This is a genomic window from Phycisphaerae bacterium (assembly GCA_028714855.1).
Taxonomy (GTDB): Bacteria; Planctomycetota; Phycisphaerae; order Sedimentisphaerales; family Anaerobacaceae; genus CAIYOL01.
This window is the reverse complement of sequence record JAQTLP010000012.1, coordinates 1-24,614: the sequence shown is the minus strand read 5'-3', so window position 1 is coordinate 24,614 and position 24,614 is coordinate 1. Positions and strand designations below refer to the sequence as shown.

Annotated in this window: 29 protein-coding genes; 10 read left to right on the top strand and 19 right to left on the bottom strand. The window is 43.3% G+C overall.

Features of this window, described 5'->3' with window-relative positions; all coding sequences use genetic code 11:
- Positions 1 to 13: 13 nt before the first annotated feature.
- The 19 genes from PHG53_09565 to PHG53_09475 form a co-directional block, all read right to left on the bottom strand.
- Positions 14 to 1,522: a hypothetical protein gene (locus PHG53_09565; GenBank protein MDD5381865.1), complete on the bottom strand. Its 1,509-nt coding sequence runs from the start codon at positions 1,520 to 1,522 to the stop codon at positions 14 to 16.
- An 85-nt stretch (positions 1,523 to 1,607) separates the two neighbouring features.
- A complete protein-coding gene (locus PHG53_09560; GenBank protein MDD5381864.1) occupies positions 1,608 to 2,201 on the bottom strand; it encodes a hypothetical protein in 594 nt (197 codons plus the stop codon).
- Position 2,202: 1 nt separating this feature from the next.
- A complete protein-coding gene (locus PHG53_09555; GenBank protein MDD5381863.1) occupies positions 2,203 to 2,676 on the bottom strand; it encodes a hypothetical protein in 474 nt (157 codons plus the stop codon).
- A 3-nt stretch (positions 2,677 to 2,679) separates the two neighbouring features.
- Positions 2,680 to 4,953 carry a hypothetical protein gene (locus tag PHG53_09550; GenBank protein ID MDD5381862.1) on the bottom strand — a complete coding sequence of 758 codons (2,274 nt, stop codon included), beginning with the start codon at positions 4,951 to 4,953 and terminating at the stop codon, positions 2,680 to 2,682.
- Between the two features lie 11 nt (positions 4,954 to 4,964).
- On the bottom strand, positions 4,965 to 6,119 hold the full coding sequence (locus PHG53_09545; protein ID MDD5381861.1) for a hypothetical protein: 1,155 nt from the start codon (positions 6,117 to 6,119) through the stop codon (positions 4,965 to 4,967).
- 11 nt (positions 6,120 to 6,130) lie between these two features.
- Positions 6,131 to 6,817, bottom strand: coding sequence for a hypothetical protein (locus tag PHG53_09540; protein MDD5381860.1), 687 nt, complete (start codon positions 6,815 to 6,817; stop codon positions 6,131 to 6,133).
- Between the two features lie 19 nt (positions 6,818 to 6,836).
- Entirely contained in the window at positions 6,837 to 7,514 is a 678-nt protein-coding gene (locus PHG53_09535) for a hypothetical protein (protein MDD5381859.1), read from the bottom strand.
- Between the two features lie 95 nt (positions 7,515 to 7,609).
- Positions 7,610 to 11,191 carry a hypothetical protein gene (locus PHG53_09530; GenBank protein MDD5381858.1) on the bottom strand — a complete coding sequence of 1,194 codons (3,582 nt, stop codon included), beginning with the start codon at positions 11,189 to 11,191 and terminating at the stop codon, positions 7,610 to 7,612.
- 87 nt (positions 11,192 to 11,278) lie between these two features.
- Entirely contained in the window at positions 11,279 to 11,764 is a 486-nt protein-coding gene (locus PHG53_09525; GenBank protein MDD5381857.1) for a hypothetical protein, read from the bottom strand.
- A gap of 53 nt (positions 11,765 to 11,817) precedes the next feature.
- The gene (locus PHG53_09520; GenBank protein MDD5381856.1) at positions 11,818 to 12,843 is read right to left on the bottom strand and encodes a hypothetical protein; all 1,026 of its coding nucleotides are present in this window, start codon (positions 12,841 to 12,843) and stop codon (positions 11,818 to 11,820) included.
- A 222-nt stretch (positions 12,844 to 13,065) separates the two neighbouring features.
- Entirely contained in the window at positions 13,066 to 13,350 is a 285-nt protein-coding gene (locus PHG53_09515; protein MDD5381855.1) for a hypothetical protein, read from the bottom strand.
- Between the two features lie 11 nt (positions 13,351 to 13,361).
- A complete protein-coding gene (locus tag PHG53_09510; GenBank protein MDD5381854.1) occupies positions 13,362 to 14,189 on the bottom strand; it encodes a hypothetical protein in 828 nt (275 codons plus the stop codon).
- Complete coding sequence (locus PHG53_09505; GenBank protein ID MDD5381853.1) at positions 14,182 to 14,451, bottom strand: hypothetical protein; 270 nt, start codon at positions 14,449 to 14,451, stop codon at positions 14,182 to 14,184. The genes PHG53_09510 and PHG53_09505 overlap by 8 nt, the downstream gene beginning before the upstream one ends.
- On the bottom strand, positions 14,452 to 16,221 hold the full coding sequence (locus PHG53_09500) for a portal protein (protein ID MDD5381852.1): 1,770 nt from the start codon (positions 16,219 to 16,221) through the stop codon (positions 14,452 to 14,454).
- 10 nt (positions 16,222 to 16,231) lie between these two features.
- On the bottom strand, positions 16,232 to 16,558 hold the full coding sequence (locus tag PHG53_09495) for a hypothetical protein (GenBank protein MDD5381851.1): 327 nt from the start codon (positions 16,556 to 16,558) through the stop codon (positions 16,232 to 16,234).
- A 28-nt stretch (positions 16,559 to 16,586) separates the two neighbouring features.
- Positions 16,587 to 16,958 carry a hypothetical protein gene (locus tag PHG53_09490; GenBank protein MDD5381850.1) on the bottom strand — a complete coding sequence of 124 codons (372 nt, stop codon included), beginning with the start codon at positions 16,956 to 16,958 and terminating at the stop codon, positions 16,587 to 16,589.
- A 1-nt stretch (position 16,959) separates the two neighbouring features.
- The gene (locus PHG53_09485) at positions 16,960 to 18,402 is read right to left on the bottom strand and encodes a hypothetical protein (protein ID MDD5381849.1); all 1,443 of its coding nucleotides are present in this window, start codon (positions 18,400 to 18,402) and stop codon (positions 16,960 to 16,962) included.
- Positions 18,392 to 18,667, bottom strand: a complete 276-nt coding sequence (locus PHG53_09480; protein MDD5381848.1) for a hypothetical protein — start codon at positions 18,665 to 18,667, stop codon at positions 18,392 to 18,394. Before PHG53_09480 ends, PHG53_09485 begins: the two co-directional genes overlap by 11 nt.
- 249 nt (positions 18,668 to 18,916) lie before the next feature.
- Positions 18,917 to 19,108 carry a hypothetical protein gene (locus tag PHG53_09475; protein MDD5381847.1) on the bottom strand — a complete coding sequence of 64 codons (192 nt, stop codon included), beginning with the start codon at positions 19,106 to 19,108 and terminating at the stop codon, positions 18,917 to 18,919.
- Positions 19,109 to 20,046: 938 nt separating this feature from the next.
- On the opposite strand from PHG53_09475, the gene PHG53_09470 reads away from it, so the two are divergent.
- The 10 genes from PHG53_09470 to PHG53_09425 form a co-directional block, all read left to right on the top strand.
- The gene (locus PHG53_09470) at positions 20,047 to 20,325 is read left to right on the top strand and encodes a hypothetical protein (protein MDD5381846.1); all 279 of its coding nucleotides are present in this window, start codon (positions 20,047 to 20,049) and stop codon (positions 20,323 to 20,325) included.
- A 133-nt stretch (positions 20,326 to 20,458) separates the two neighbouring features.
- Positions 20,459 to 20,656, top strand: a complete 198-nt coding sequence (locus PHG53_09465) for a hypothetical protein (GenBank protein MDD5381845.1) — start codon at positions 20,459 to 20,461, stop codon at positions 20,654 to 20,656.
- Between the two features lie 23 nt (positions 20,657 to 20,679).
- Positions 20,680 to 20,847: a hypothetical protein gene (locus PHG53_09460; protein ID MDD5381844.1), complete on the top strand. Its 168-nt coding sequence runs from the start codon at positions 20,680 to 20,682 to the stop codon at positions 20,845 to 20,847.
- Between the two features lie 45 nt (positions 20,848 to 20,892).
- The gene (locus tag PHG53_09455) at positions 20,893 to 21,075 is read left to right on the top strand and encodes a hypothetical protein (protein ID MDD5381843.1); all 183 of its coding nucleotides are present in this window, start codon (positions 20,893 to 20,895) and stop codon (positions 21,073 to 21,075) included.
- 73 nt (positions 21,076 to 21,148) lie between these two features.
- Complete coding sequence (locus PHG53_09450; protein ID MDD5381842.1) at positions 21,149 to 21,364, top strand: hypothetical protein; 216 nt, start codon at positions 21,149 to 21,151, stop codon at positions 21,362 to 21,364.
- A gap of 102 nt (positions 21,365 to 21,466) precedes the next feature.
- The gene (locus PHG53_09445; GenBank protein ID MDD5381841.1) at positions 21,467 to 22,033 is read left to right on the top strand and encodes a hypothetical protein; all 567 of its coding nucleotides are present in this window, start codon (positions 21,467 to 21,469) and stop codon (positions 22,031 to 22,033) included.
- Positions 22,034 to 22,048: 15 nt separating this feature from the next.
- Positions 22,049 to 22,276: a hypothetical protein gene (locus PHG53_09440; protein ID MDD5381840.1), complete on the top strand. Its 228-nt coding sequence runs from the start codon at positions 22,049 to 22,051 to the stop codon at positions 22,274 to 22,276.
- Between the two features lie 393 nt (positions 22,277 to 22,669).
- Positions 22,670 to 23,026: a hypothetical protein gene (locus PHG53_09435; protein ID MDD5381839.1), complete on the top strand. Its 357-nt coding sequence runs from the start codon at positions 22,670 to 22,672 to the stop codon at positions 23,024 to 23,026.
- A gap of 261 nt (positions 23,027 to 23,287) precedes the next feature.
- Positions 23,288 to 23,869 carry a hypothetical protein gene (locus PHG53_09430; protein MDD5381838.1) on the top strand — a complete coding sequence of 194 codons (582 nt, stop codon included), beginning with the start codon at positions 23,288 to 23,290 and terminating at the stop codon, positions 23,867 to 23,869.
- Positions 23,870 to 24,119: 250 nt separating this feature from the next.
- Positions 24,120 to 24,614, top strand: a 495-nt coding sequence (locus PHG53_09425; GenBank protein ID MDD5381837.1) for a pentapeptide repeat-containing protein, incomplete at its 3' end; no start/stop codon positions are given.

The window sequence follows — 24,614 nt, the reverse complement described above, 5'->3', positions numbered from 1 at the left end:
TTTAAACCTATCTTTATTCCGGAAATTTTTCCTTCAGTCTTTTCAATGCTATCTTCATTTTTTCAGGGTCTTCGTATATCCGCCAAAGTTGTCTTTTGCTGTCTTCGTCAAGATTTTTCCAGTAAATATCAAGCTCTATTGCGGGTGCTGACTGCATACGAACATCTTTCGGTTTGGCATTGGTAACGCCTATTTGTGCCTTCATTTCGTAAAGTTCTTTAGGAGTGAACGTCTTATTGGGATTTTTGGCAAGCTCATCATCTACAAAATTAAATAATTGAATATTTATATTTTTAACGTCCTCGTCATCGTGCCAGCTAAACCACTTGGATTGAATGTCCTCTTTGTGTTCGGCCATTGCGCCATCGAGCATATCCGCAAGAGATTTAGGGTAAGGATTGTCTAATCTGTTAACTGCCCACTTAAAATCCTCATCGGTAATGCTTCTGTCAATATATCTTGCCTGTAAAAGTGCATCATAAGCATTGAGAGTAGATATTTTCTGCTCCGCCGCGTTAATAATGGTATCTTTAACAACCTTAAATCCCTTCGGAGTTGTTGATTCAGGTACGGGTTTGTAGGAATTTTGCAAATATCCTTCGTTATCGTCTCCGCCAAGCCATTTAGCTTTCATTTCCTTATTAAGATTAAGTGATTCGACTTCGTTTGGAGTTACAACACCTTTTATTAGATTGTGGGTCAAATCCTGCGTGGCTTTTACATCGATAGCGTATTTATTGTCTTTGTCTTGTTTTATTTTACCGGCTGTGTAGTCGTTAAGATTGCTATTCAATGAACCTGTATCTTTGGGGGTCAAAATGCCAGACGTTTTAGCATCGAGAATTAACTTTTGTGCAACTTTTTTTGCCTCGGCAACGTCTTTGCCATTTACCACTGCATCGTCAATAATTGACTGTGTTTGACCTCTGATATTTTCAACACCTCTTTCGTAAAACGCCTTCTGCGCCTTGCCTTTGATTTCTTCTTTAATCTGCAATTCCATTTCGGGAATATTAAGACCGGCCAGTTTCTTGTCTTTGCCGTGCGCTATCAGCGTATCTATCTGCGATTCGTAATTCTTAAATTCTATTTCATCGGTTGAATTTGCCCATCTGTTGCCCCAATATTCCAGTCCCGCTTTTAATGCCGCTTCGTCCTGCTGTGCCGACTGAACCATTGCCTGATTTACGGCGTGGATTTTAAGATTGCTTTTAACGGTATCAAATCTATTATTAAAAATATCGGCAGCCGCACTATTCATTCCCTTCATCGTGGTGTTTTTGAAATTATCGCCGAACATTTCATCGAAAATCTTGCCATCTAAATCAGGAATTCCGCTTTCCTGTACCTTTTTTGAATATACTGTTAACTGGCTGTCAACGGCAACATCGGCGGCGGCCAGTTGGGTATCCCTCTGGCTCTCGATGATTTTACCCATTAGCTCCATATTGACACCAGCCGTTGCATTGCCAAAAGCTATCAGGCCGCTCTTATCGGCAAGTGAATAAGGCGGTTTAGGCATAGACGGCTGTTCTCTTGGACTCGGCGGTAACTGTTGTTGTGTATAAAGAGGTATTTGCATTTTTAACCTTAATACATTATCTTTTCTATGGCTCATTTAACCATAAATTGGCTGAATTGGCCGATTTATACATAGATGGTGAAGCAGTTGTCGGCATTTTCTTTGGCATAGCAGAATAACCCAACATTGCAAGACTTCCCCCGCCCTGCATTAGCGAAGCCCACGAAGACCAGTTGGCATTTTTCCGTGCCGATTTGCCCATTCTTCTTTCAATGTCTGCTGACGCCCTGAATGCGCCCGCCTGTCTGTTATAAAAATTAGCTTCTGTTTCACCTTCTTCGAGAGTAAATCCTATGTCTTTGGCTATTGCGGCGTTTGTTTGTGCCTCTACGACAAGCGGAGTGCCTATATTAAGTTTTATATTGCCTGCCGCAAATATTGATTTTTGGGTGTTCTTGAATCTGCGTCCCTGTTCGGCCTGAACAAGTGCCGCCTCATTCGCCCGCTCTCTTGCTATGCGGGCGTTTTCCTCCGCCATTTTAGCGTTGTCAAGGTCGATTAAAGCGCGTGCATTGGCTATCTTTTGTGCCTCTTTGCCTTCCTGACGCTGGCCGATAAAACTCATAGCCGTGCCTGTTATCATACCGCCGACTGCAAGAGGTAGCAACGCTTCGCCCATATTAAATTACCTTCCTGTCCCACGATAAAACTTTACTTTGCGGGTCTGTAAATCCTAAGTGCCTTACGAAGTTTTCGCTCAATCCCGTTTCTGAAAATACCCGCCATAAACTAAGTTCGTCCCGTTGTTTTTCAAAGGTGCTTTTAGCTTCTTTTAAAAGGGATAGTTTTCGTTCTTGTCTTATTTCGGGCGGAGTAATCATCCAGATTTCCCCTATTCCTGTATATCTTATCCCGCCCACACCGACTAATTCATTATTTTTATTACTATCAAAGTAACTTAAGGCCGTACCCGTACAGATATTAAGATGAGCCATGAGGCGCAGTTGTGCGTCAAGTATCGAATTTTTCTGCTCATCGGTCAAACCCTGCTGTTTCTGTTCTTCGGATAGTACCGGCAATTCGGGATAAACAGATAGATTCTGCATCATAATTGTTACAAAATCGTCAACAGTCATTGCCTTAGTAGTTATCATTTATTACCCTATTGGGGTTACCTCATAAACCGGCGTAATAGAACGCACGGTAATCGGCAGTGGTTTATCACCCGTTAAATAAATCGTCTGCTTGCCCATACTTCCATAGGGATAAGCAACCCTGAAAACAGAATATTCACTTGTGTATAATTCCTGCGCCGAAAGTGTAGGTGAAGTCGGGAAGAAATTTATTTCCTTAAGCTCAGTGTCATGCTCACCATTACCGTATTTACAATACCCTGTTTTGTAGAAGTCAAAATCAATGGCCATTATCTTTTTGCTCATGTCCTTGTCCATAGGGTGGGCGACAAGAGGCATAGACTCATATTCCCAAGTAATAGGCAGGCCGATGATTGCCTTGCTTGCGGCGTTATTGATTGTTACCGAGCCGCTATCAACCACTACGTTATCACAAACAATACCATCGGCGTAAACTGATACTGTTTTACCCTCTAAATGGTCGAGTCCTGAAAATACATTTGCCAGTGCGCCGTCATAAGACAGACCGGAGTCCACAAACCAGCAATCATCATCGTCAGAACCCCAGTTTATCGGCTGAAACTGCTCGATGTAATACACATCAGAACCATCTACATTGCGTTTGACAACAGCCCAAATCTCATCTTCATCTTCTGAAGGGACTTTGGTAAAGTATTGAAATTCCCCGCCTGTGCTATCGAGTGTCGCCCACGCGATAACTTCCTGCTTTTTCTGATATGTTAAGACTGCAATAGTACCATCATTAAGAATACACCATAAAAGAGGGTTCGGCCTGTTCTGGAACAGCATATCTTCTACGCCGCCCCCTTCCCTTAAAATGTCCTCTGAAAGAACGGTCAAATCAGATTCACTTAAAAGCACCCTGTCTTCCGGCGCAACATAAGTAAATTCCCTTATCTTTTTACCGCCCCTTTCGGCGTACAAAATAGATTCCTCGGCATAGACAGCCCTTAAAGCGGTCGAGCCGATTCTTGTTTGTATCGAATATTTAGGACTTGTAGGAGTAATCGGCTTGCCCTGCTCGCCGTATTTGCCAACGGAGTTACTTGTCCCGATAACAAGATAATCCTGTGAAAGAATCCAGTGTATAGGGTTCTGTCCTTCAAGTGCTACGGTAAAGGCCGAATTGTCATAAGTACCCTCGAAGAAACTTTCGTAATTATCGGGGTCTGCCCTGCCGAACCATATTGTTTGAGGATAGTTATCCGAACAGGCGAAAATAAGTCTTTGCTGATGAAATTCCACTGTTTGAGGATAGCCCCTGTAATCAGACCAGTAACCCTCTCTCCACCTTCTTGTGGCAACGGTATCTACCAGCGAAGCAATGACCGTAGCCGTTGCGTTCTGTGAATCCGAAACGTGTGTTATCCTCACAACACCATGATTTAACGGGTCTGCGATAATCAATTTATAAGTGCAAGTACCGCTAACCCAATTTGTCATTTTTATCCGGTAGATAGCACCTGTTTCTTCTTCTTCAGATGGGTTATCAAAATTAGCTGAGCTTAACGGTGCAAGTGCGGGATTCCACGTTGAACCACTGTCCTCGCTTCTTTCAAGTGTTACAGTAGCGTCCCACGTTCCGGCCGTTGTAAATCCGTACCCGCCTGTAAAATACTCCGAGCTTGACGAATTGGCATTACTGCCCAGACTGCCGCTTAATACGGGTGTGCCTCTGGGCTGATTTATCTCGAAAAGACAATCCTCGTGGCTTGGATTGAATACCGCCGCACTTGCCGCAAGCGTTATCGCCCCTGTTATCGCGGAAGGTGTTATAGTTATGTCCTCTGTATTTTCCTTCATAAACGGGCCATTGATTATATTAGCATCGTCAATAGTCCAGTTATCGTGCATTACCCTTGTTAGTTTTTGCGGCCAGTGCGAACCATCTACAAGGTACATCACATTATCAGATTGAGAATATTGAATATACGGCAGGTCTGCGGTCGTAAAAGGCGTTACTATTTCGTATGCCGAAGCACCTGAAAGTATCTGTGCGCCGTTACGGTAAAAACGCATATAAAGATTGCCGACTTCTATTACATAAAAATCAGAAGTAGAATACTCGAAAGTTATTAGTCTGGCTGCGTATGTGGAATCTTTGGTAGATGAGATATATTTAGTACCCGGCCTTCTTGTGAACGGGCCTTGCGGGGTCGTGAATATATTTCTGAATGTTCGGCTTGCGGCCTTATACCTCTGAAAATCACTTCTCGCATCGAGCAACGGTGTCGCCCTGCCGGTATTAAAAGACGTTATTGTCGGGGATATTTTCATATTCTATTTATTTAGTCTTGGTCAACGGGATTGCCTAAAGTTCCTCTGCCTTTAAATCTAATCACTAATGAGCTTCCGGTCGTTCTTATTTCAAAATATTCATCTATGGCAACTTCAAAGGCGATACTTCCGCCCGATGATGTTGCCGCAAGCTGATAACCTACCCTGACACCTGCCCCATAAGGGTCGTTAGTCGTTCCTACATAGCCGTAAAGGGTCTGTGCGGCGGTCAATCCGGCCTCTGCATATACAAAACCGTTTATAGTCGCTTTGTAGGCGTGCGAAGCAACCATATCATCGTTGTTTGAGTCTTTAGTGGTATAGGCGGTAAATGTACTTCCGGTAGCTACCGCATCATCGGCGTATTTCTTATTGGCAACCTGATAATCAGTTGTCGGCGCGGAAGAAGGCGTTACCGGAAAAGAAGAAAATGTTTTAACTCCGGCTATTGTCTGATTACCTGCAAGTTTAGCGCACAAGGCCGACAAGGTATCAACATAAGTTTTTACCGCTTTTTGGGTAGCTATTGAGCTATCAGAATTTGCCGCAAGTGTGCCATCGGTGTCAGATGCCAGAAGTGAAGCTGTTCCCAAACTTAATGCCGCAATGAAAGCGGCGGCATTGGCAGCACTCAAAGCATCTTCCATAAAAGAGCTAACAGGTATCTCGCTATCACCTACCGGCCCGGCAGAAGCTATGATATTTCCACTTGAATCGAAGGCGGCGTATTTACTGTTTCTATCGGTAGGCAATTCAAGCGTGGTAACATCATCGGTATTTTTAAGATGGACTGCCCTGTCCAACCGTTCCTGCAAGTCCTGAACAATCCTTGTCAACTTATCGAGGGAAGCGGCAAGTGCAATATGCGTAACTGAGGCCGTTGCAAGCTCCTGCGTCTTGACTAACTTGCGCACTATATGGATTTCATAGGTGTTTGCCAGTTCGACAAGAATAGTTACCGTGCCGCCGTTAAGATAGTCCCCGCCGGTGGCGGCTATGGTGTAATCCGTAGTTTCGGCAAGGGTCGTTTCTGCTCCGGTGGAAATAAGCCGTTTTCTCACCTCAATATCACTTGCCGAGTAACAGGGCATAGTAAACAGAAACGTAGTTATTCCAGTTCCGCAGGCAAATGATTCCCTGATTGATTCGGACGAGGCAACTGTCATATGTATCTCCTTTAGCAACCTTTGCCGAGCAATTTACAGTTCACATTACAAATAGTAGGTACAAGAACAAGTACATTATCGCCTAACAAGTCTATCCTGCATTCTGCAATCCTGTTATCATCGGACGATGTTACCGTCCAGCTTGCGGTATGGTCTCTATTGGTGTCAGTAATAGTAATCTGGTCTGCAAAATAATAAGTCGCTATATCTGATAATTGTGTACCCACTGTAAATACAAGCTGGCCGTAATAATCAAGTGCGCAATTTGCGGTAGTATCCACCTTCCCACCGGCAAGAACGGGCAAACTTCCGCCGTACACCTGATAAGTAACGGTCAGGTCTGCCGTTATGCCTACGCATCGTATTCTTGCGCCGTTCCAAGTGCAGGGGATTATCACGCTGTTTACTTCTGCTGCGCCGGTATTGGCATCATTGACAACGCTTAAATAAGTCCTGCCGCCATATCCGCCCGTGCCTGTTGCGGCAGTCAAATCATTCGGCTCTAAACCAGCCGAAGTCGTAGTGTCGAGAACCTGCCAGCCGTTCTGATTGGTGATAAGAATTACCGGCGAATTGTGTATGCTGTCAATAAAGTCTTTAACGCTTTCAGGGACAACAGAGCTTTCAACGGCGTAAACTGCCGTGCTGAAAAATATCAGGCATATTAAAATGAAAATCTTTATCAAAACATTTCTCATTTATTGTTCTCCTTTAAATTTATCTTCCACCTAAATAATCTGTTTTAGTTTCCGTAAAATTGTCCTGTTGGGATTGATTAAATCCCTGTGTATCAGGAATTACCATTCCTTTGTATTCGACCATTAACTCACGTCTTATTTGAGTGTTCTTTCCGGCAACGGGTGCTAATTCAGCCGCAAGAAGTGTTGATATACATTCGACCATCATAGCACTGTAAGTACCGGTATTAGTCTGGTCGATGCAATATCTGATAAACGCACTTGTGCCTTCATAATTCGATAACGAATTAGTCAATAATATTTTACCATTGCCGACCTTATTGAGAATTGTTGTGAATTGATACCGTGTGATTTTGCTCTGGTCTTCTAATCCCAAATCACTTTCCGCTATCTGGTCGATGATAACAAGGCAGTCCGAAGGGACGTTAAAGGCGTATTCGTACTGACCTGTTTCGGGCAGACTTGCGCTTGCAATTTCTGCACCCAAATCGGCATATTTCAGGGTTTCCCTTAAAGGGCTTTTAACAACTGCAAGGTCGGTAATTACTTTTCGCCTGCATATCGGATATAAGAATTTACATTTTTTGGACAGGCCATCAGAGGCGTTTATATCGGATATGAACGAATTGCCCGTAATCTGGTCGCCCGCACCGGCAAGTTTAACGAAACTGTAATTGCAAATCTCGGTTTCGGTCATATACCACCTTTACCACCTTTATAATCTTTAATATAAGGGCAGGACGGCGGGCGGAAAAATGAAAAAACGCCCGCCTGTCCCTACCCTTTAATACTTTAATCCTTAACTATTACTTCAACAATTATACTTTCGACAGTAACCGTATCAGCACCGTTGGCAGATGTAATCGTGCAGTAAATATTTCCACCAGCCGCCAAGTCTTTTGCACCTGTGGCGTGGTCGAATACTACTGCATTTGCAGTCTGCATAAACGTTCCGAAACAATCCTGTGTCGCTGCGGCAGTTGACATACAGTAAATATCTGCCGTCCAGTCGCCCGCGTCTGCATCGGCGGCGGTAAGTGTAAGCACATTACCATCGAGAAGATACAGGTTGACTACCATAGCGGCGTTTGCGCCTACTTTCGTACCGAATAATCTGTACCTTATAGTTTCACCGCCGTTAAACCAAGCGGCAGGCAAAGCAATTGAAGTGTCGGTAACGGTGGCTGTGTTGTTAACTATCGAGGTCTGTATCGTACTCTGGTCGGCTATAATTGGAACAGAACCCGTATAATCAGGCAGGGTAATAGTCCGGTCTGCTTTCGGGTCTGAAACTGTAACGGTGGTTTCGTAATCATCGGCAGTTACACCCTCAAAGACAAACGAGGCATTGCCGCCATTGATAACTATTCCCGTTGCGTCCGCCTGTGTCAGTGTAAGAATATCAGCGGCGTTAATCGTAATATCGCCATTGGCTGCGCCAGCCGCCGTTAAAGCTATCCCGCCGTCAGTAGTTGCCATATTGATAACATCACCGGCAAACGCCCCAACAGCGGTAACATAGAATTGGTTAGCCATAGCACCGGAAGTCGCTACTTTCACACCGCCAGCAGAGGCGGTAAGCTGAAGTGCATCTGCCGAAGTACCGGTAGAACTAACTACCAAATGTGAATCCGTAGCACCGGCAAGAGCAACGGTAAAATCTTCTGCACCGGCATTGCTTGTTACGGTGATATTGGATGTTCCAGTACCATCAATACTCAAAAGGTCTGCATCAAGGGTAAAATCGGCACTCGCGCCCGTTCCGGTGATTGTCATATTACCTGTACCATAACCGATTGTAATTCCACCGGCTGCGTTAAGGGTCTTCAGCCATATAGCATTTGCATCTGCCTCACCTGCCGAAAGAGCAAGCGTGGAAGTGGCGGCAACTATATTGACATCTTCACTCGAAGCACCACCATCGGCAGAGATAATAAGCCCGCCGACTGTAGAATTGATTTTAACGGCGTCAACGGTGTTCTCGGTCGATGTTACAGTAACCGATTTAAGACCATCTATATCAACGCCACCGGCACTTGCCGCCAAATCAATGGCGTCATCGCCCGTACCTGCGGCCGCCAAAGTAATACCGGCCGCAAATGCACCTGTCTGCTGCAAAGCCAAATTATCGCCCGAAGTGGTAGAAGCTACCGTGATGATAATATCATCTTTAGCATCTATATCCAAACCACCGGCAGGAGATTGAAGCCGTATAGCGTCAGCACCCGTTCCGGCCGCTTCCAAACTGATAGAAGCGTCAACCGCACCGGTTTGAACAAGCCGGAAATCATCGGCAGTAGTCGTAGAGGCGCAGGTGATGATAATATCGTCCTTAAAATCAGCATCTAAACCGCCTGCAAGGGCTTGAAGTGAAATAGCCGCTGCGCCAGTACCGGCAGCAGAAAGTTTTATACCGGCGTCAACTGCTCCGGTCTGATTTATGGCAAGATTGTCATTGGTAGTAGTGGACGCACAAGTGATAATCACATCGTCTTTGCCATCGACATCTATTCCACCGGCGGCAGCCCTTAGAATAAGGGCGTTTACGTCTGTGCCGGTCGAACTTACGGCAACGTGGGTATCGACAGCCCCTATAGTCGAGATATTAACGTCCTCGTGCGCTGTGGCGGCGGTTAACGTCAATAGTATATCGTCAAGTGCTGTTTCGGATATTCCACCTGCCGAGGCCGTCAACTGCAAAGCGTTTGCACTTGTTCCGGACGAAGCTACAATCAAATGGTTATCGGCTGCGCCAGTAACGGATATTGTCATATCTTCGGCAGTACCGGCCATACTGAAATTGGTCGTGCCTGTGAAGTCGAAACTTGCAAGGTCGCAATCCAAAGCGAAGTCTGCGCTTGCACCCGTGCCTAAAATATCCATATTGCCAGTACCGAAGTTTACATCAACCCCGCCTGCGGCGTTTGATGCGGATATTCTAATGGCGTTTGCAACCGCTTCCGTTGCGTTAACGTCAATCGAACCGCCTGTATTGGCTATTGTAATGTCCTCTCCGGCTGCGCCGGTTGTGGTAATATCAATATCAGCACCGGCAGTTATATCTATTCCAGCAGCAGCGTTGTTGGCAAAAAATACAATAGCATCAGCAACGGCCTCGGTAGCGGTAACATTGACACTTGCGCCAGTGTTGTATATGTCAATATCCTCGCCGGTAGTTGCACCAGAACAAAGAATATCAATACCGCCATTTTCACTTTCAATTGTCAGAGCGTCATCAGACGTACCATTTGAGAAAATAGCAAGATGAGCATCTTGCGCACCAAGTAAACTTATCGCAAAATTATCTCCATCACTATTGGCGGTAAGTGATATTGCCGAGTAGTCAGCATCAAAGGTTATATTGTTAATGCCGGTCAAGTCGTCTATATCACCAAACCCCAAAGTTACAACACCGGTAGTGGATTTTAGGTCTACTTCATCAACAAGAAAATCCAGACTCAAAGTTTCATTGGCCGTGCCGTTATCTTCGGTAAAAGCTATTTCCGTATTGGTAGCATTGGTTATAGTGGCTGCATTAGTAAGAACAAAACCGCCTGTACCGCTTGTAACGGTAGTGCCTGCGGTAAGAGAACCCGCACCGGCCGTTAATCCTGTAAACGTACCCACACCTGCGGCCGTTACGCTCCAAGTAGAGCCAGAACCATCTATGTCTTTACCAGCCACACCGGAGGAGGCAAACTGCAAAGTATCACCCGTTCCCGTATTGGTAAGACGGACAGTTTCGGGGTTGTTTGTGGTGTCGTTCTGAACCACGTCCAAACCCCTGTTATTGCTTGTGTTGGTAACGGTCAGGGTAATAGCATCACCGTCAACAGTTACGGCAGAACCACCATTGTAGGCGGTGTCCAAATCACTGACCGCACCTGCACCGGCAGAAGTCCACGACAAAACAGCCGAGCCGTTGGTCTTTAGCAACTGACCATTAGTGCCATCCGTAGCGGGCAACGTGTAAGCAGTTGAGCCGACAGTAAGGTAGCTTGTCTTTAAAATCAGGTCGTTAAAGTCAATGGTAGTTACGCCGGTAGAGGAGTACAAAGTTGCCTTGTCAGAACTGAAAAGAATCCGTAAATCCTCACCGGTTACGTTGTCGCCAAAAATCAATGTGCTTGCCGTAGCACCTGAAACGTAAGTGTTGGCATCGAAGTAAATCATATCGCCATCGGCAAGATTAGAGTCATTAAGTATCGCCTCTATCTCGTTAATGGTTTTGTAAATAGGGTCTCTGTTTTTACGACCGCTTTTGGCATAAGCTATATTATCAATATAGTTAGTGCCTCCGTAGGTCATATTGCCCAAGACAATGTCTTCCATAAACAGAAGCATTATCAGGAATACTAATATTGTTTTCTTCATTTGTGTTTCCTTTCAAAAAGGGACAGGAGGGACGGTTGTATTTCAAACCGTCTCTCTAATGCCCCAAAATCTTTAATTTTCGTACATCTACGGATTTCCGACATCAGATGTTAAAACCTGCTTGTTAAAATCACTTTGCGCCTCATCTTCGAGCCACGCATCGATATAGAAGTTTCCAACGGTTGTAGTGTTATTGAAATACAGTTGAATGTAGCGCACGGCTATTTCGTAAGGCAGTCTGCCTCTCCAAATCCACGCACCGGCCGTTGCAAGCCGTGCATCGGTCTGGACAACTTCAGCACCGGCCGCACCGTGAAGAAGCATACCGTAATACTTAATCGTGCCGCTCAAATTTGTGGCATTGTTGGTCGCCGAACCCCTTAGCTCAATACTAAGCGTATCTGCCGTCCCTGTTGGCGCAGCGGCCGTTTTGATACAGAGCATCGGTGAATGTTGTCCAACACCGATTTGCGGGGTTGTTACCCCCAAATCGATAAAGTTGGTGGAGTATCCGGCAGCGGAAATCGCTGTTGCCCCATCCTGAAAAATACCTAAATTTTCGTGCATACCCATAATCTATTTCCTTTCCAAATCTATGGAATTTTATTGTTTGTTATGTTATTGCTTTAAACCGCTGTAACGGCAGTTTCGCTGATAGACAACGCATCCATCGCGCGAATGACCATATCGCCAAACCTGTAAAGCGGAACATCATAGATATTGTTTCTGTCATATATCACGTTCTGTTTCGCCTCACCCAAGACCTGAAAATGCGTCAAAAGACGTTTGGGGATATACATAAAGACCGGCTCACTGCCTTTGAATATCTCGTTGCGTGCCTGATAAATCAGTTTGATAATGCTTTCGTCTATACTGGCTATCGCGGCCGCAATGTTTCTTATTCTGGCAACGGAACGAATATCGCTGATATTCAGACCTATTTTCCATTCGAACTCAGTCCGCCATTCCTGACGCTGTAAACTGTTCTCTGCGGTGGCGTAGACAAGGCCTGAATCTTCTTGAGAAATACCCATCTTCGGGTCATTTGCAGGTGTTATGCCGCAAAATTTGTCAACTGATGGCTGAATCATCCATATTGAAGTAGTAGCTGTACCCGTACCGGCAGCGTCAAACACTCCGAAATTCGCGGCCGTAGAAGGGTCTGGATTTGTCGGGTCGTAAGTGCCGGAACTGTTATCAGGTGTTTTGTAACGAACATCCAAGCCATCGAACTTTTCAGGTGTGGCCGCGGAAGTGCCGTAGAAGAAATGGTTGCAAACGCCCTGACTGAATCCCTCAATGTGCCTGTTCTCTATTTTGGAACGATAACCAGTTTTATCCGGCATTATATCGAGAACGTGCTTGGGAATGGACGCCCTGTCAACGAACAGTGAAATGTTCTCTGTGAAGTTGTCCCATTTGACCGTTGACGAATTATGACCATCACCAATCTTGATAATTTGCGGGGTGGGAAGTGATGTTTCTCTCGAACCCTCATTGCTCATTGCCCCGTTTGCCGGAACAATCGGAATGTCCTGCATAAAAGGGTTCTTTTCCGTGCATATCTCGGCGAAATTTACTAATTTGTTGTCCTTCACTAATTTCAGCGAGGACACCAAATTGTAGCGTGAATCTAAACCTAACTCTGCCATTGTATGTCTCCTAAATAATTTTTAGAAAATCTTCGTTAGTAAAAACAATTATTCGGGAGAGGGTGTCGCTTACGCGGCCTCTGCCTTGCGTGTTGTGGACACGCTAAGCCAGTCTGTCTTTGCAGACTGTCAAGAGGCGCAACCTTGCGGTGCGGTGTCTCTATTTTCCTGCATACTTATATACTTATAACCGTATCTGCTTTACTGCATATCACGCAGGGGTTATTTGTTCTTTCTGCTCGTTGCCCAGCTTTTAGCCGGTTTCTTCTGCACTTCAACTGCACTTGCTGTCACTACCACTGGTTCAGGTTCTTTCCAGCCGTTAGTAGGACAATACTTATCAGGGCATTTAACATCTTCCGGCTCTGCCGTGCTTTCAAATGCACAATTACAGGTATTGCATTTGTAACGGCTTATCCGCGAAAACCCTGATGTTTTCTTTTCTTCCTTAACTACAACTTCAGTCTTTATTTCTTTTTCCGTTTCTACATTTGTTTCATCTGGCATTTATATATTCCTTATTTATTTGGGTCGCCCCATAACTGTGGACTTTTAGGCCATCTTTGTTTATTCTGTTCGTACTGGCTTAATACTGGTTTATTTTCTACACCACCGCCGCCTTCGTGCGTTCCCTGCCCTTCGGTTATCTCGGCAAGATGAAATAACACCCGACACAAAACGGGATTTGTGGTTATGCCCGAACTGACAAGCTCGGAGGAGGATTGTTCAATCTCTTTGTCTGTTAATTTGAGCGTTTTGGTGATAACATTCGCAAACATACGCCTGACCAACTCGCTCTTTTCGGCAACCTTTTCCTTCGTACCTTCTACGGCAATAAGCGCGTCATTGGTCGCAATCTGCTTGGCGTGGAAGGCATCTTCGTCCGCTTTCTTCTGTGTGGCTATCATCGTTTCGATTTGCTGTGCTGCTTTCGACATAGCGTTATTATAAAAAGTAACCAGCTTTTGTGCCTTTGCCTTCGGTATCTTTTCATCAACAACGAATTTCTTGAACTCAGTTATCATTTCATCGCTGGTCTGTAAATTCTCCGGCAGGCCGTCTTTTATGTTCAGGTCTTCCAAGTCCTTAATATCGCCGACTGCACCGTTGACCTTTTGCAGCCACGACTTGAAATTATCTCGGTCTTTCTGTTCCCACTTCTCGACCTCGTCAAGACTTTCAGGCATTTTACGGCCTACGATTTTTTTGGCTTCATATCCGCCAATAATAGCTTCTTCTGGTGTGGCGTAGTCGTGCATTGCTTTAGTAAATGCCTCTTTTGCTTCCGGCGTAGCCAGTTTTTCGTGGTTAAATTCCTGCGTCCAGTGCTTTACTTCTTCACTCATTTTTCAAGTCCTTTAATAAGTTTGTTTCCTGTGCTATCTTCAAAACAATATCCGCTATTGCCTTTAAAAACTCATCTTCCCTGCCTGCTATCATCGTAAATATCTCGTTGCGGGTTTCATTGTGCAACGCCTTGTCGCCTTCGTCTTTTATCTCCAGAAATAACCTCTGTAAATGATAAGCAAGAAATTCCCCGCCTGAATGTAAATAGCAGGTCGTCAAAAACTCGCCTATCTTGTCAAAAGGTATTTTGTTTTGTTTCACTTACGCCGCCTTCCCGCCTGACAATGCGCCTAAAATACTGTCTGGCTCAACCTTGCCGGAAACTCCTTTTGCCGCCTTAGCTGACTCAATCATCTGTGCAAACTGCTTGTCCTGCTGCATCTGTTTGTTTATACCATCAACAACCGCTTCCCAATCCTCTTTGGTGTTTATCGTGCTTATCGGGAAATTCGTAGCGTTCCTGATATAGTCCACTAACTCGTAAACTTTGAGAATATACTTAGCTTCGGGGAAGGCCGCAAATATCGGCGACATTGCCGCAAAGCCAGACTCTATCGGGGCTAACGACTGCTGTATTCTCTGCGCCCTGTTAAGCGGCCCGATGAACTCCGGCACAATATCCATCATATTATCGGCAGGATAAATCTTGCTATTAGCCAGAATCACATCGGATATATTCGCCAAAACATCAGGGGCAAAAGGCCCACGACCGGCCCGAACCTCAATTTCCATCTTCTGCTCATCACAATCCCTTAGATATTTGCTATGAGATTCTATACCGGTAACTAACGTTGCCTTCTCACCTACCATTTGCCATATCTGCGCAGCAGTAGGCGGACTCCCACCCTGCTCGACAAGATTATTGAACATTGTAAACGCCTTTAGCTCGAACCAGCGTTCAACATTTTCCTTAGCTACTTTAACGCCCTCGAAATTCCATTGAATATCGCCAATGGTGTCTAATGCTTTTGGGGGGGTCTGGTATTCACTGGCATCAACAGTAGTTATTCCCGAAGGGGAGAAATCCACCCTGCCCAACATACCCTTCAGCATATATCGGGGCGGATTGTTCTTGTGCTGCAAATTCTCAAGATACTGTTTCGTTATCTGCTGCAAACTCTGATTGTCCCATATAGCCATATAAGCGGGTGTTCTTGAAACAGGGTCGTAATATTTCTTCTCGTAATCCCACACAACAAACGGTTTGGCAAAGAACTTGTCAACTTTTAATGGATTGTCTTTATCTTTATCGCTTCCGTTCTCGAAATATACACCAATCCATTTATGGTCTGTGCCTGAATTGGCCGGTTTCCAAGTACCCCATACTAAATCATCTTTCCTGAAAATAGCATAGGCAAGAGTAAGTTTCGTATGAAAATTGCCGCTCTTGATAAAATTATTGAATTGCAAACTAAGATGTTCGGTTGCCCACGTTGCCTTTTCTTCGCTCGTCCTTCCTTGACAGAACGTATCCCAAACCTTCTTGACCGTCCAAGTCGGGTCTTCAATTATCAGGCCGTTAGGCCGATTGTACTTATCATACGAAACGTAACACTGCTTATAATGCTGTGGAAGCCACATCGTCCGGCTTTCAAGAACAGAACTTTCCTCACACAACATTACGGGCGAACCGATAGTACCACCATCAAGCGTGAATTGCGGCTGGACTTCGTAGAAATTGCTCTGCCGATAAGATGCGCTCATGTGGTCTCGGACGTCCTGACACCACTGGTCAAGCCGGTCTATACCCTTTAGCTCGAACTGTTTCATCGAATAGGAAATCCAGTCTATATTCATCGAAACAAGATTGCCCTGAAATCCCTTTGCCCACACGCGGGAAGCCCAAACGGGCGTACCTTCATAAATATCTGCACCAAAGAAGCCGTCCTTACTTGTATCTATTCCTAAATCAGGCCTGAAAATACTTGCAATAGTATCACGGCAGGGATTGAAAACATTATAAGCCGCCTTTAACTGTGTTAGCAGGTCTGTAATCTTATCGAACAGTTTCTTGTCGTCCCACGCTGTCATTTAACACCTGTTATTTTATAGTGTTTGGGTCGTTTATATCCTTTGGCTCAAGTTTTCTTAATCTACTTTCCACGCTGTTAGGGTCATTTGCATCAAGTATCTTGTTAGTCAAAGCAACGTGGTAATCCCCGTTGACTTTGTTCATTCTAACCAATGTAAAGATGATTTGGGACTCTTTACTGTCCCCATACTCGTCAATCCACTGCTGGTTTGGCTTGAGCAGCACACTCATCGGGTCTGTATTTGGGTCTGTAGCCGTGGCTATCTCTTTTGACTTATGGACTTCTTTGCAGCCAGCGACAAGTAACAACACCGTTAAAATCAATACTTTATTCATTTTTCGTTCCTTTCATTTTTTGTTAACATTAACCACCCCCGCCCAACAGCGAAGGCGTTCCCAATGTAGGCGAAGCCCAGCCCTTAGTCAATAAAGAACCGGACAATCTCCTGCTCATTCGCTCATCTTCCGTTGTCCCCGCACTTAATTTTCCTGCCGTAACTTTGGCGTTACCAATCGGCGAAGATTCGATTGACTTCATTCCTTCAGGAGCAGTAGTTTTACTGCCTTCTTTTCTCTTTTTGGCCATCTCGTTATACAAAAAGCCCGCACCCGCACCAGCACCCATACCGGCAGCACTCATAGTCAACATCGTTCCCGAAGCAGCACCTACGGCAGTAGTGGCCGTTGTGCCGAACAATGCTCCGCCAGCTAAAGCACCTATAATTATCGGAGGCATATTACGCCGCTCCTATTCTCATTCCCCGTGTTAACGGGTTGCCGTGATAGGCAGAAGGGGTCAAATCAATTCTGTGATTAACTGAAATACCATCGTTTATAGTAAACATACCATTTGCCCAAATACCCATTATGTAAGCATCAGCCCTGTCGGGACTCGAACTTAAACGCTTTTTAATGTCATCCTTGTTCTCGATAAGCATACGGCCATTTCTAAACTCATAGCAAGGCAGGCATAATTGGTTCTCTAACACAATATCTTTTTTACCATCAGACCGTAATATGACTTTACCATCGCTAAATTGTTTGGCCGCATAATCCCACGCCTCAGCACGCTTATTGTAAAACCTGTTCTCGTCAACGGCTTTTTCTGCACTGTTAAACCCGATGATAGTCCAACCTTTGCCTTCCCGATGTTCATTGTCGGGCGTGTTGTTTCTTTCATTCAGCCAGTCCACGATACCAGCACCAATACCAATAACGTCAATAATGGCAGTCTTGCACCCCTTAGCGTCCATTAGCCACGCTATTTGATTGGCTGTATGTATGGTGTCCTTCATACCGTAAATCAATTCGTCAACGATAACACCATCTTCGAGATAATATATAACAGTCTCATCATCACCAAATCTCGCAGGGTCGCACGCAATAACCTTTTTGACGATGTTCGGCTTGTGCCATAACCGAACAGCGGCGCCGGACACCCAATTACTCTTGATTACCTGATTAACGCCCTCAATGGCAGACCAGTTACCGTATAAGTACGCCTGTAATAGCTCCGGACGATGTTTAAAGCTATCTTTAAGATTGTCAATATACCTTTGCGTACAATACGGATTATCGCTCGGCAGAGCAGAAATGAACCGCTTATTTGGCTTAACCGAATCAATGAATTCTTTTTTTAGCCAGCATTGAGCCGGATTGGCTGTGTATAACGCTTTACCGGCTATTGGCTTGCCATTTACCACCAACCGGCCAAATGTGGCCGCTCTTAATAAACTTAAATCATCCTCAGTCGTTTCCTCTGCTTGGTCAATCGCATAAAAAGCGTATTCGGCAGAATTAAACTTCTTAATCGTTTCACGATTATCGAACCCACCCGTATCAACCTTAACCCGATTATCGATTATAATTGAAGCAGGGTCGTCTTTGACAACATATCCGTCAACTGGAATAGTCTTGAACCACGTCTCTAATGTCGTGTCTTTGAAATGCTTGGCAATTTTACGACCTATAAAGCCAATCGGGAGCGGGTGGTCGCTCTGTGGGATATTGTGTTCCCTGATAAACCTGCACGCAGTTAAAAAAACCCAAACACACAAAAACCAGCTTTTCCCTCCGTATTTTGCACCGCCAAAAAGCACCTCATCAATCGCTAAGTCCTCAAGGGCGTCAAATGCCTCTGTCTGCTTTATACTCAAAACTGGATTAAAATCAACTATCATTCTGTTTATAAGTCTTTGTAACGCTTATGTTTACAAGAAATTCTCGCAAAGCAGGAATATCGTTAATAGACAAATCAGGAACGACCTTGCTCAATAACGAGCACAGCACCTTATCACTCGCTCGCGCGCGCCGAACGGCATAATCAAGCAAAGACTCTTTATCGCGTTTTTCGGCACGTTTAATAGCTGCTACAAGCTCAGTGCCAAAATCTCTGCTGCCTTTTGGACGACCGTGTATATTACCTGATTTTCCTTTTTGAAACATTTGTTTTTTGTTTGTTAAACAACCTTTTGTTGCTTTTCGGCATCATTTACGTTAAGTGTAACTCTAATATTCGGCGTGTCAAGAGAAAAATTAGATTTACTTATAGAATATTTAGAAATGCTTATAATTGTAAAGCAAAAAAGTCCCCAACTGTAAAATTGGAGACTTTCTTGTCCGTATTAACCTCTATTCGCTAAAATAGTTATGAAGGCCCTAACTAATTCGCGGCAAAAGTCCTTCTTTAGAAAACTACTTTACTTTCAATACTTCAATGTTCCTCTGCCTTCGTTGCTCGAATTCTTTATTTGATAATTTTGCCTTTGGTATGGTTTTTAGTATATTACCTTCAATGGGATTGTCAACATTTGTATCTTTTTCTTTTATACTTTTCTTTTCTTCTTCTTTATCTTTATGGTTGACATTGATAACAGGTGTTGACATTTGGTTGACTTGTTGACAAGTTGTTGACGTCTTTAATTTTTGGCGTCTTTCTGCTTGTTTTTTGCACCATTTTTACTTTACCTTACTTCTACCGAAGAACTACTCCTACTTCTCCTTACCCTTCGACAACTCTAACCTTGTCTATGGGTTAAGAATAACGTTCCTTCAGGAAGAAGAAGCTGAAGAAGATTATATCAATTTGGCTTTTTTTGTCAATAGCACTATCTTGCTAATATTTGTTTATGGCGTTTTTAGCTTGAAAACAGCCAAAATAACATAAAATAGTCATAAAATAACCCTGTTATTACAAAAAATAACACTATCTTGCTATATTTTACGTAACTGCTTAATTCACAGGTATTTATATTCAAGGAGTAATATGGCTGTTTTGACATATCCTTTGATATGTTTTTTGGGTCTAAAGATGCCAATTATAATGCCTTTATTGCTTCCTTAAAAACCGCATATTACGTTCTTCCTGCCCTCATTTTTAGCCCAAAAAAGACCATACCCCCTAAGTCGTTTATTTACAAGCACTTAACATCTAAGAAAAACGCTCCACGATGCGATATGAGCGATTATCTTTGCTGGGTAGGGGTAAACGTAGCCCGAAATAACAAATCAAACAATTTGATATTTCCCGATAAAACCGGAAAGTTGAATTGCAATCTATTTATTATGATGTCCCCACCTAACTATTTTTTACCCCCTTTTTAAATCCTTTATTATCAAGCACTTAGCAATAATAATTATTTTATTTTATTAGACTTTGTACTTGACTTTTCACGCGGAATAACCGATATTATACATAAAGAGTAAATGCTCTTTTGAAAGTTAATAGCGGTCAGGCGGAAAGTAGCGGTCAAACAATGCTAACACAAATAACAAATTTACACCATTCAAAACTTCCCCCTGTTGGTTCAATCGGCTACCTTGTTATGAATACAAACAGATACAGAGAAAACCAATACTATCACGGCAAAAAAGAATTATGGCAGGTTTTGGCTTATCCTTTGAATGATAATGTTTCGCCGTATAGTATCGGAATACATACGATTATCGTTCGGAGACTTAATGACAAAAGACTTGCTCCGATACGATTAAGCGGTTTTTATTTTGAGTCAAAAACATACGGGAACTGCGATAAACCAAATTGCAATAAATGTGAATGTTTACCGGTTTGCACAAGAGGCAGAAAACTGTTAAGAAAAAACTAACAACCTTCAAATAGCTTGACCGCTATTATCCTTGCAGGGCACGGCCTGCGTGGCCGTTCGAGTCGGCTACAAGGATTTAAAACGTAAAACATATTTAAAGTTAATAGCGGCTAAGTAGAAAGGCGGCCAAACTATGAGAATCACAAAAACATTTAACCACGAAGGTGAAATTCCTTTTGAAATTACTCCTGAACAAGCAGTTGATTATTTAGAGCATCACGGTTATTACGAAAAAGGTACAATAGAATCAATTTTTGAGCGAAACGTGGAAATTAGTCTTAAAACGCCTTGGGCGTTTTACGATTTTAAGCCAGACCCATTAACAAGTTAAAAATCTGCGAAAGGGAAATTAAAATGGCAAAGAAAGAAACAAAAGCACATCAAACTATTAACGAACAGTATCAAATAATTGGTTGTTTAAATGACAGCCGCCCAGTTAAGCACGAAGGAAACGAACCGGCCACTGATGAAGTATTAAAAGATATGGCTACGGAAGATGCACTGGACGAAATGGATTGGTAATTCTTGAACCCATCCCTGCGTTAGCGGGGAAGAAAGGAATAAATTATGAGAGAAGCTATAACGGCAGGTTTTTTTGTATTCTTCCTTTTGTTCACCTTGTTTTTTATGGCAGGATATGTGGCTGATTATATTAGGGGTAATAAAGCAGAAATGCCGACTGCCGCCTTCGTTGTGTTTCTTTTTGTATTATTAACAGCTATATTTTTCGGGTTGTACAACAAACATTAACCGCCTATTCAGCCCCTTGCCGCGTTGGCAGGGGCTGGAAGTAATAATAAAACTTATCATTGAAATCTTTTATATGATAACGAAATCGCCTAAACGGCGGATATGGTTTGGTGTAAAGAAGGAATGCACAGCGTCCATTTATAAGAGCTGCGGAAGCGGTTGTGGCGAGCTGCGGCGGACGAGGATTATGGGTTCGACTCCCATACCATACGGCACAATAGGCCGCCAGTTAATACTAACTGGCGACCGGTTAATTATGGCGGGCAACTGCCTGCCTGGGATTTTATGAAAAAAAGGAGAAATTGCTACGGACAATAAAGAAATAGAAACAATCAAAGTAGCCATCAAAAATGGTTTTCCTAATCTATTTTCACCTGTTTTAAAAGATAGTGTGAAAGAAAAAGGACGACTGTTGGTTGTAAGGGTTTGTGGGCATTGCCAAAAGAAAAAACCTTTTTCGGATTTTTATTACCAACACAACGGTGGCCTTATTCATAAAATTTGCAAAGACTGCCAAAGAAAGATAACTAATTTTTACCAGAAAGCGTGGAAAAGAAAACGTGCAAAACCAAAACCGTTACCAACGACAAGTAGAATTTGTAATATCTGTCATATTGTAAAACCCATAGAAGAATTTTCTCATAACCCAGTTGGTAATATGCGTAAAAATTGCAAAGAATGCTACAACAAATTAGCAAATCTGCGGAGAAAAACTAAGCTTGCGGAATACCCAAAATTAAAAGAACAACGCTTAGAGTACCGAAAAAAATGGGCTAAAATAGATAGAATTATAAAGCCCAAAAAATACAAATTCATCGCAGAAAAACGGCGTATAAAAGAAGGCAGAAAAAAAGGATGTTCCAGAAAAAGAATTAGCGTTTTCGCAAGCCAAAGCTTAGATGCTTGTTTCAGTAAAGAAAACCCCCACAATTTATATGAAATAACCCAAAAGCAATAATCTAAGGAGAAAAAAATGAAACGTGAAAAACAATTATTCGAGGGTATTTTGACCGATAAAGACTTATACACAATCGAGGATGCTGTGGTCTATAACAAAAACATCGGTATCATCGCAACTAAAGCAGCCGACGAACTTATCCTTAAACTATATACAGATTTTTGGGAAAAGAATGTTGGCACAGTACGCAAACACTCCATCACAAGCCCGCGCAGAACGCCAAGAAAATCAACCTGTTTGTAATAGAGCGCGTTGCCGGTCAAAACTTGCGAGATTGCTCGGCGAGTTTAGTTTGGTAAAAATAAAACCCAAAACAGTTTAAATATCTTTTAGAAAAGGAGAAAAAAATGAAAATAGAAAAAGATATTAGAAAAAAAAGGGGAGTTGCGTATTATGAAAAATTATGAAAAACTAAAATACTGTAGCGGCTGTGAAGATAATTTCTATAACAGCAACAATCCTTACGGCATCAAAGAGTGTTGGTGCTTAAAAACAGCCAGGTTAATATGGCGAAAGAAAGTGTCCGTTGACCAATACCCTCCTTGGACACAAAAAGCGGGGCGATTTTTAAGTTGTTATCATCAAAAAAGATATGTTTTCGTCAAGCCAAAACAATTATGTTAAAAGGAGAAAAAAATGAAACGCACAAAAGAAAAATGGGAAGTACGCAAAAATGGTTCTCAACTTGGGATTTTGGCCAAATTATCAGACAAGCCCAGTGAAGGCGGATACCGCATTGTGGTCGGCAGAAATGATATAGGAAAAGGTTATATACTCGATGAAGCTGACGCCCAATTGATAGCCGCCGCTCCGGATTTGCTGGAAGCGTGCAAAAAGTTATTGGCATTGCACGATGAGGCGATGTTTATTTGCGGTGTAGATGATGATGAATACGCCAAAACTGTTTCCGCTATAGCTATATCCGAAATGCGCGCAGCCATTACAAAAGCGGAAACTCTTTTCGACACAAAAGATAACCAAGAAAATTCCTGACTATTTTGAAATATTTTTTCTCATTGTAACTGCGTTATTTTGCAAATACTTATGAATATTTAAGACGTTAAGTACATAAAAAACAAGAAAATACACTTGACAGATTTAAGAAGAACGCCGATAATCCTAACATTATGAAAAGCCGTGCGAGACAATTTGAAACCAAACCAGCCTTGTTGGCCTGCCGTACGTCCATCACTCCGACCGCTCGCACGGCGCAGCTTACGACTGCGGCAGGCATTTTTTACCGAGGGAATTGAAATGCCATATTATAAACTGACAGACCAGAATTTGGGAACATACCGAGGTTTTCAATGGACTATCGGCAAATGGGAACAAGCCGATGGTAAAGGCGAGTTGTGTACTGAACACTGGCTACATTGCTATAATTCTCCATTGTTGGCCGTATTCTTAAATCCAGTCCACGGTGGTATAAAAAACCCCCGATTATTCAAAATAAAGGTTGGAGGCGAGAAAAAATCCGATAGGGGACTAAAATTTGGTTTTACTAAAATGCGATTGGTTCAGGAAATTCCACTACCCGAATTAACAAAGAATCAAAAGATTGCGTTTGGTATTTTGGTTACTAAGGAAATCTATAAAAACAGAAAATGGAACAAATGGGCTAATAACTGGTTGAATGGTAGGGATAGAACGATTGATGCGGCCCGTGCGGCAATTGATATGAATTGTACGGCTTTTTGTGCCAATGATGCGGCTTATGCAGCTTGTTCGGCTAATTTATTTGATGTAGAGAGATATGCAGCTTGGACGGCAGCTGATACGTTTAAAAAACGTCTGCCGCTTATCAAATTAGCCAAACAAGCATTAAAATACCCATAAAAGGATAAAAGAAGGAAAAAGATGAATCGAAACAAAGGTAGAAAATTTGGCAAATGCCCTTTTTGCGGGAAAAAGGGGCTATGTAAATATAACACTCGCTGGTATGTTGGTGCATTGTGCAGATATTGTTATTGTCGAGTTACAGGTTGGGTGTGGCTTACAAACAAGAAACCCCATGCCGGATTTGTGCCGATAGAAGGCAGGAAAAGGGAGCGCGAAATAATAAACTCGATACCGAAGGAGAGATAAAATGAGCAAATTAACAATGAAATTTGAAATTAAACACAAACTAACCGACAGTATTTTGTTTTCTATCAAAACGGAAAATTGGCGCTTGGCAATTGAAGCGGCAATAAGAGCGAAGGCCGACCTTAGCTCTGCCGACCTTCGCTCTGCCGACCTTCGCTCTGCCGACCTTCGCTCTGCCGACCTTCGCTCTGCCGACCTTCGCTCTGCCAACCTTCGCTCTGCCGACCTTCGCTCTGCCAACCTTAGCTATGCCGACCTTCGCTCTGCCGACCTTCGCTATGCCGACCTTCGCTCTGCCAACCTTCGCTATGCCGACCTTAGCTATGCCAACCTTCGCTATGCCAACCTTAGCTATGCCGACCTTCGCTATGCCGACCTTCGCTATGCCAAAGGCGTGAATAAATATCTTACAACTCCGTTATACTTACTTCTCGACCAGCCCGCCAAAATCAGGGCATATAAAATTGTTAAAGACAATTATGAAGGTATTTATAAT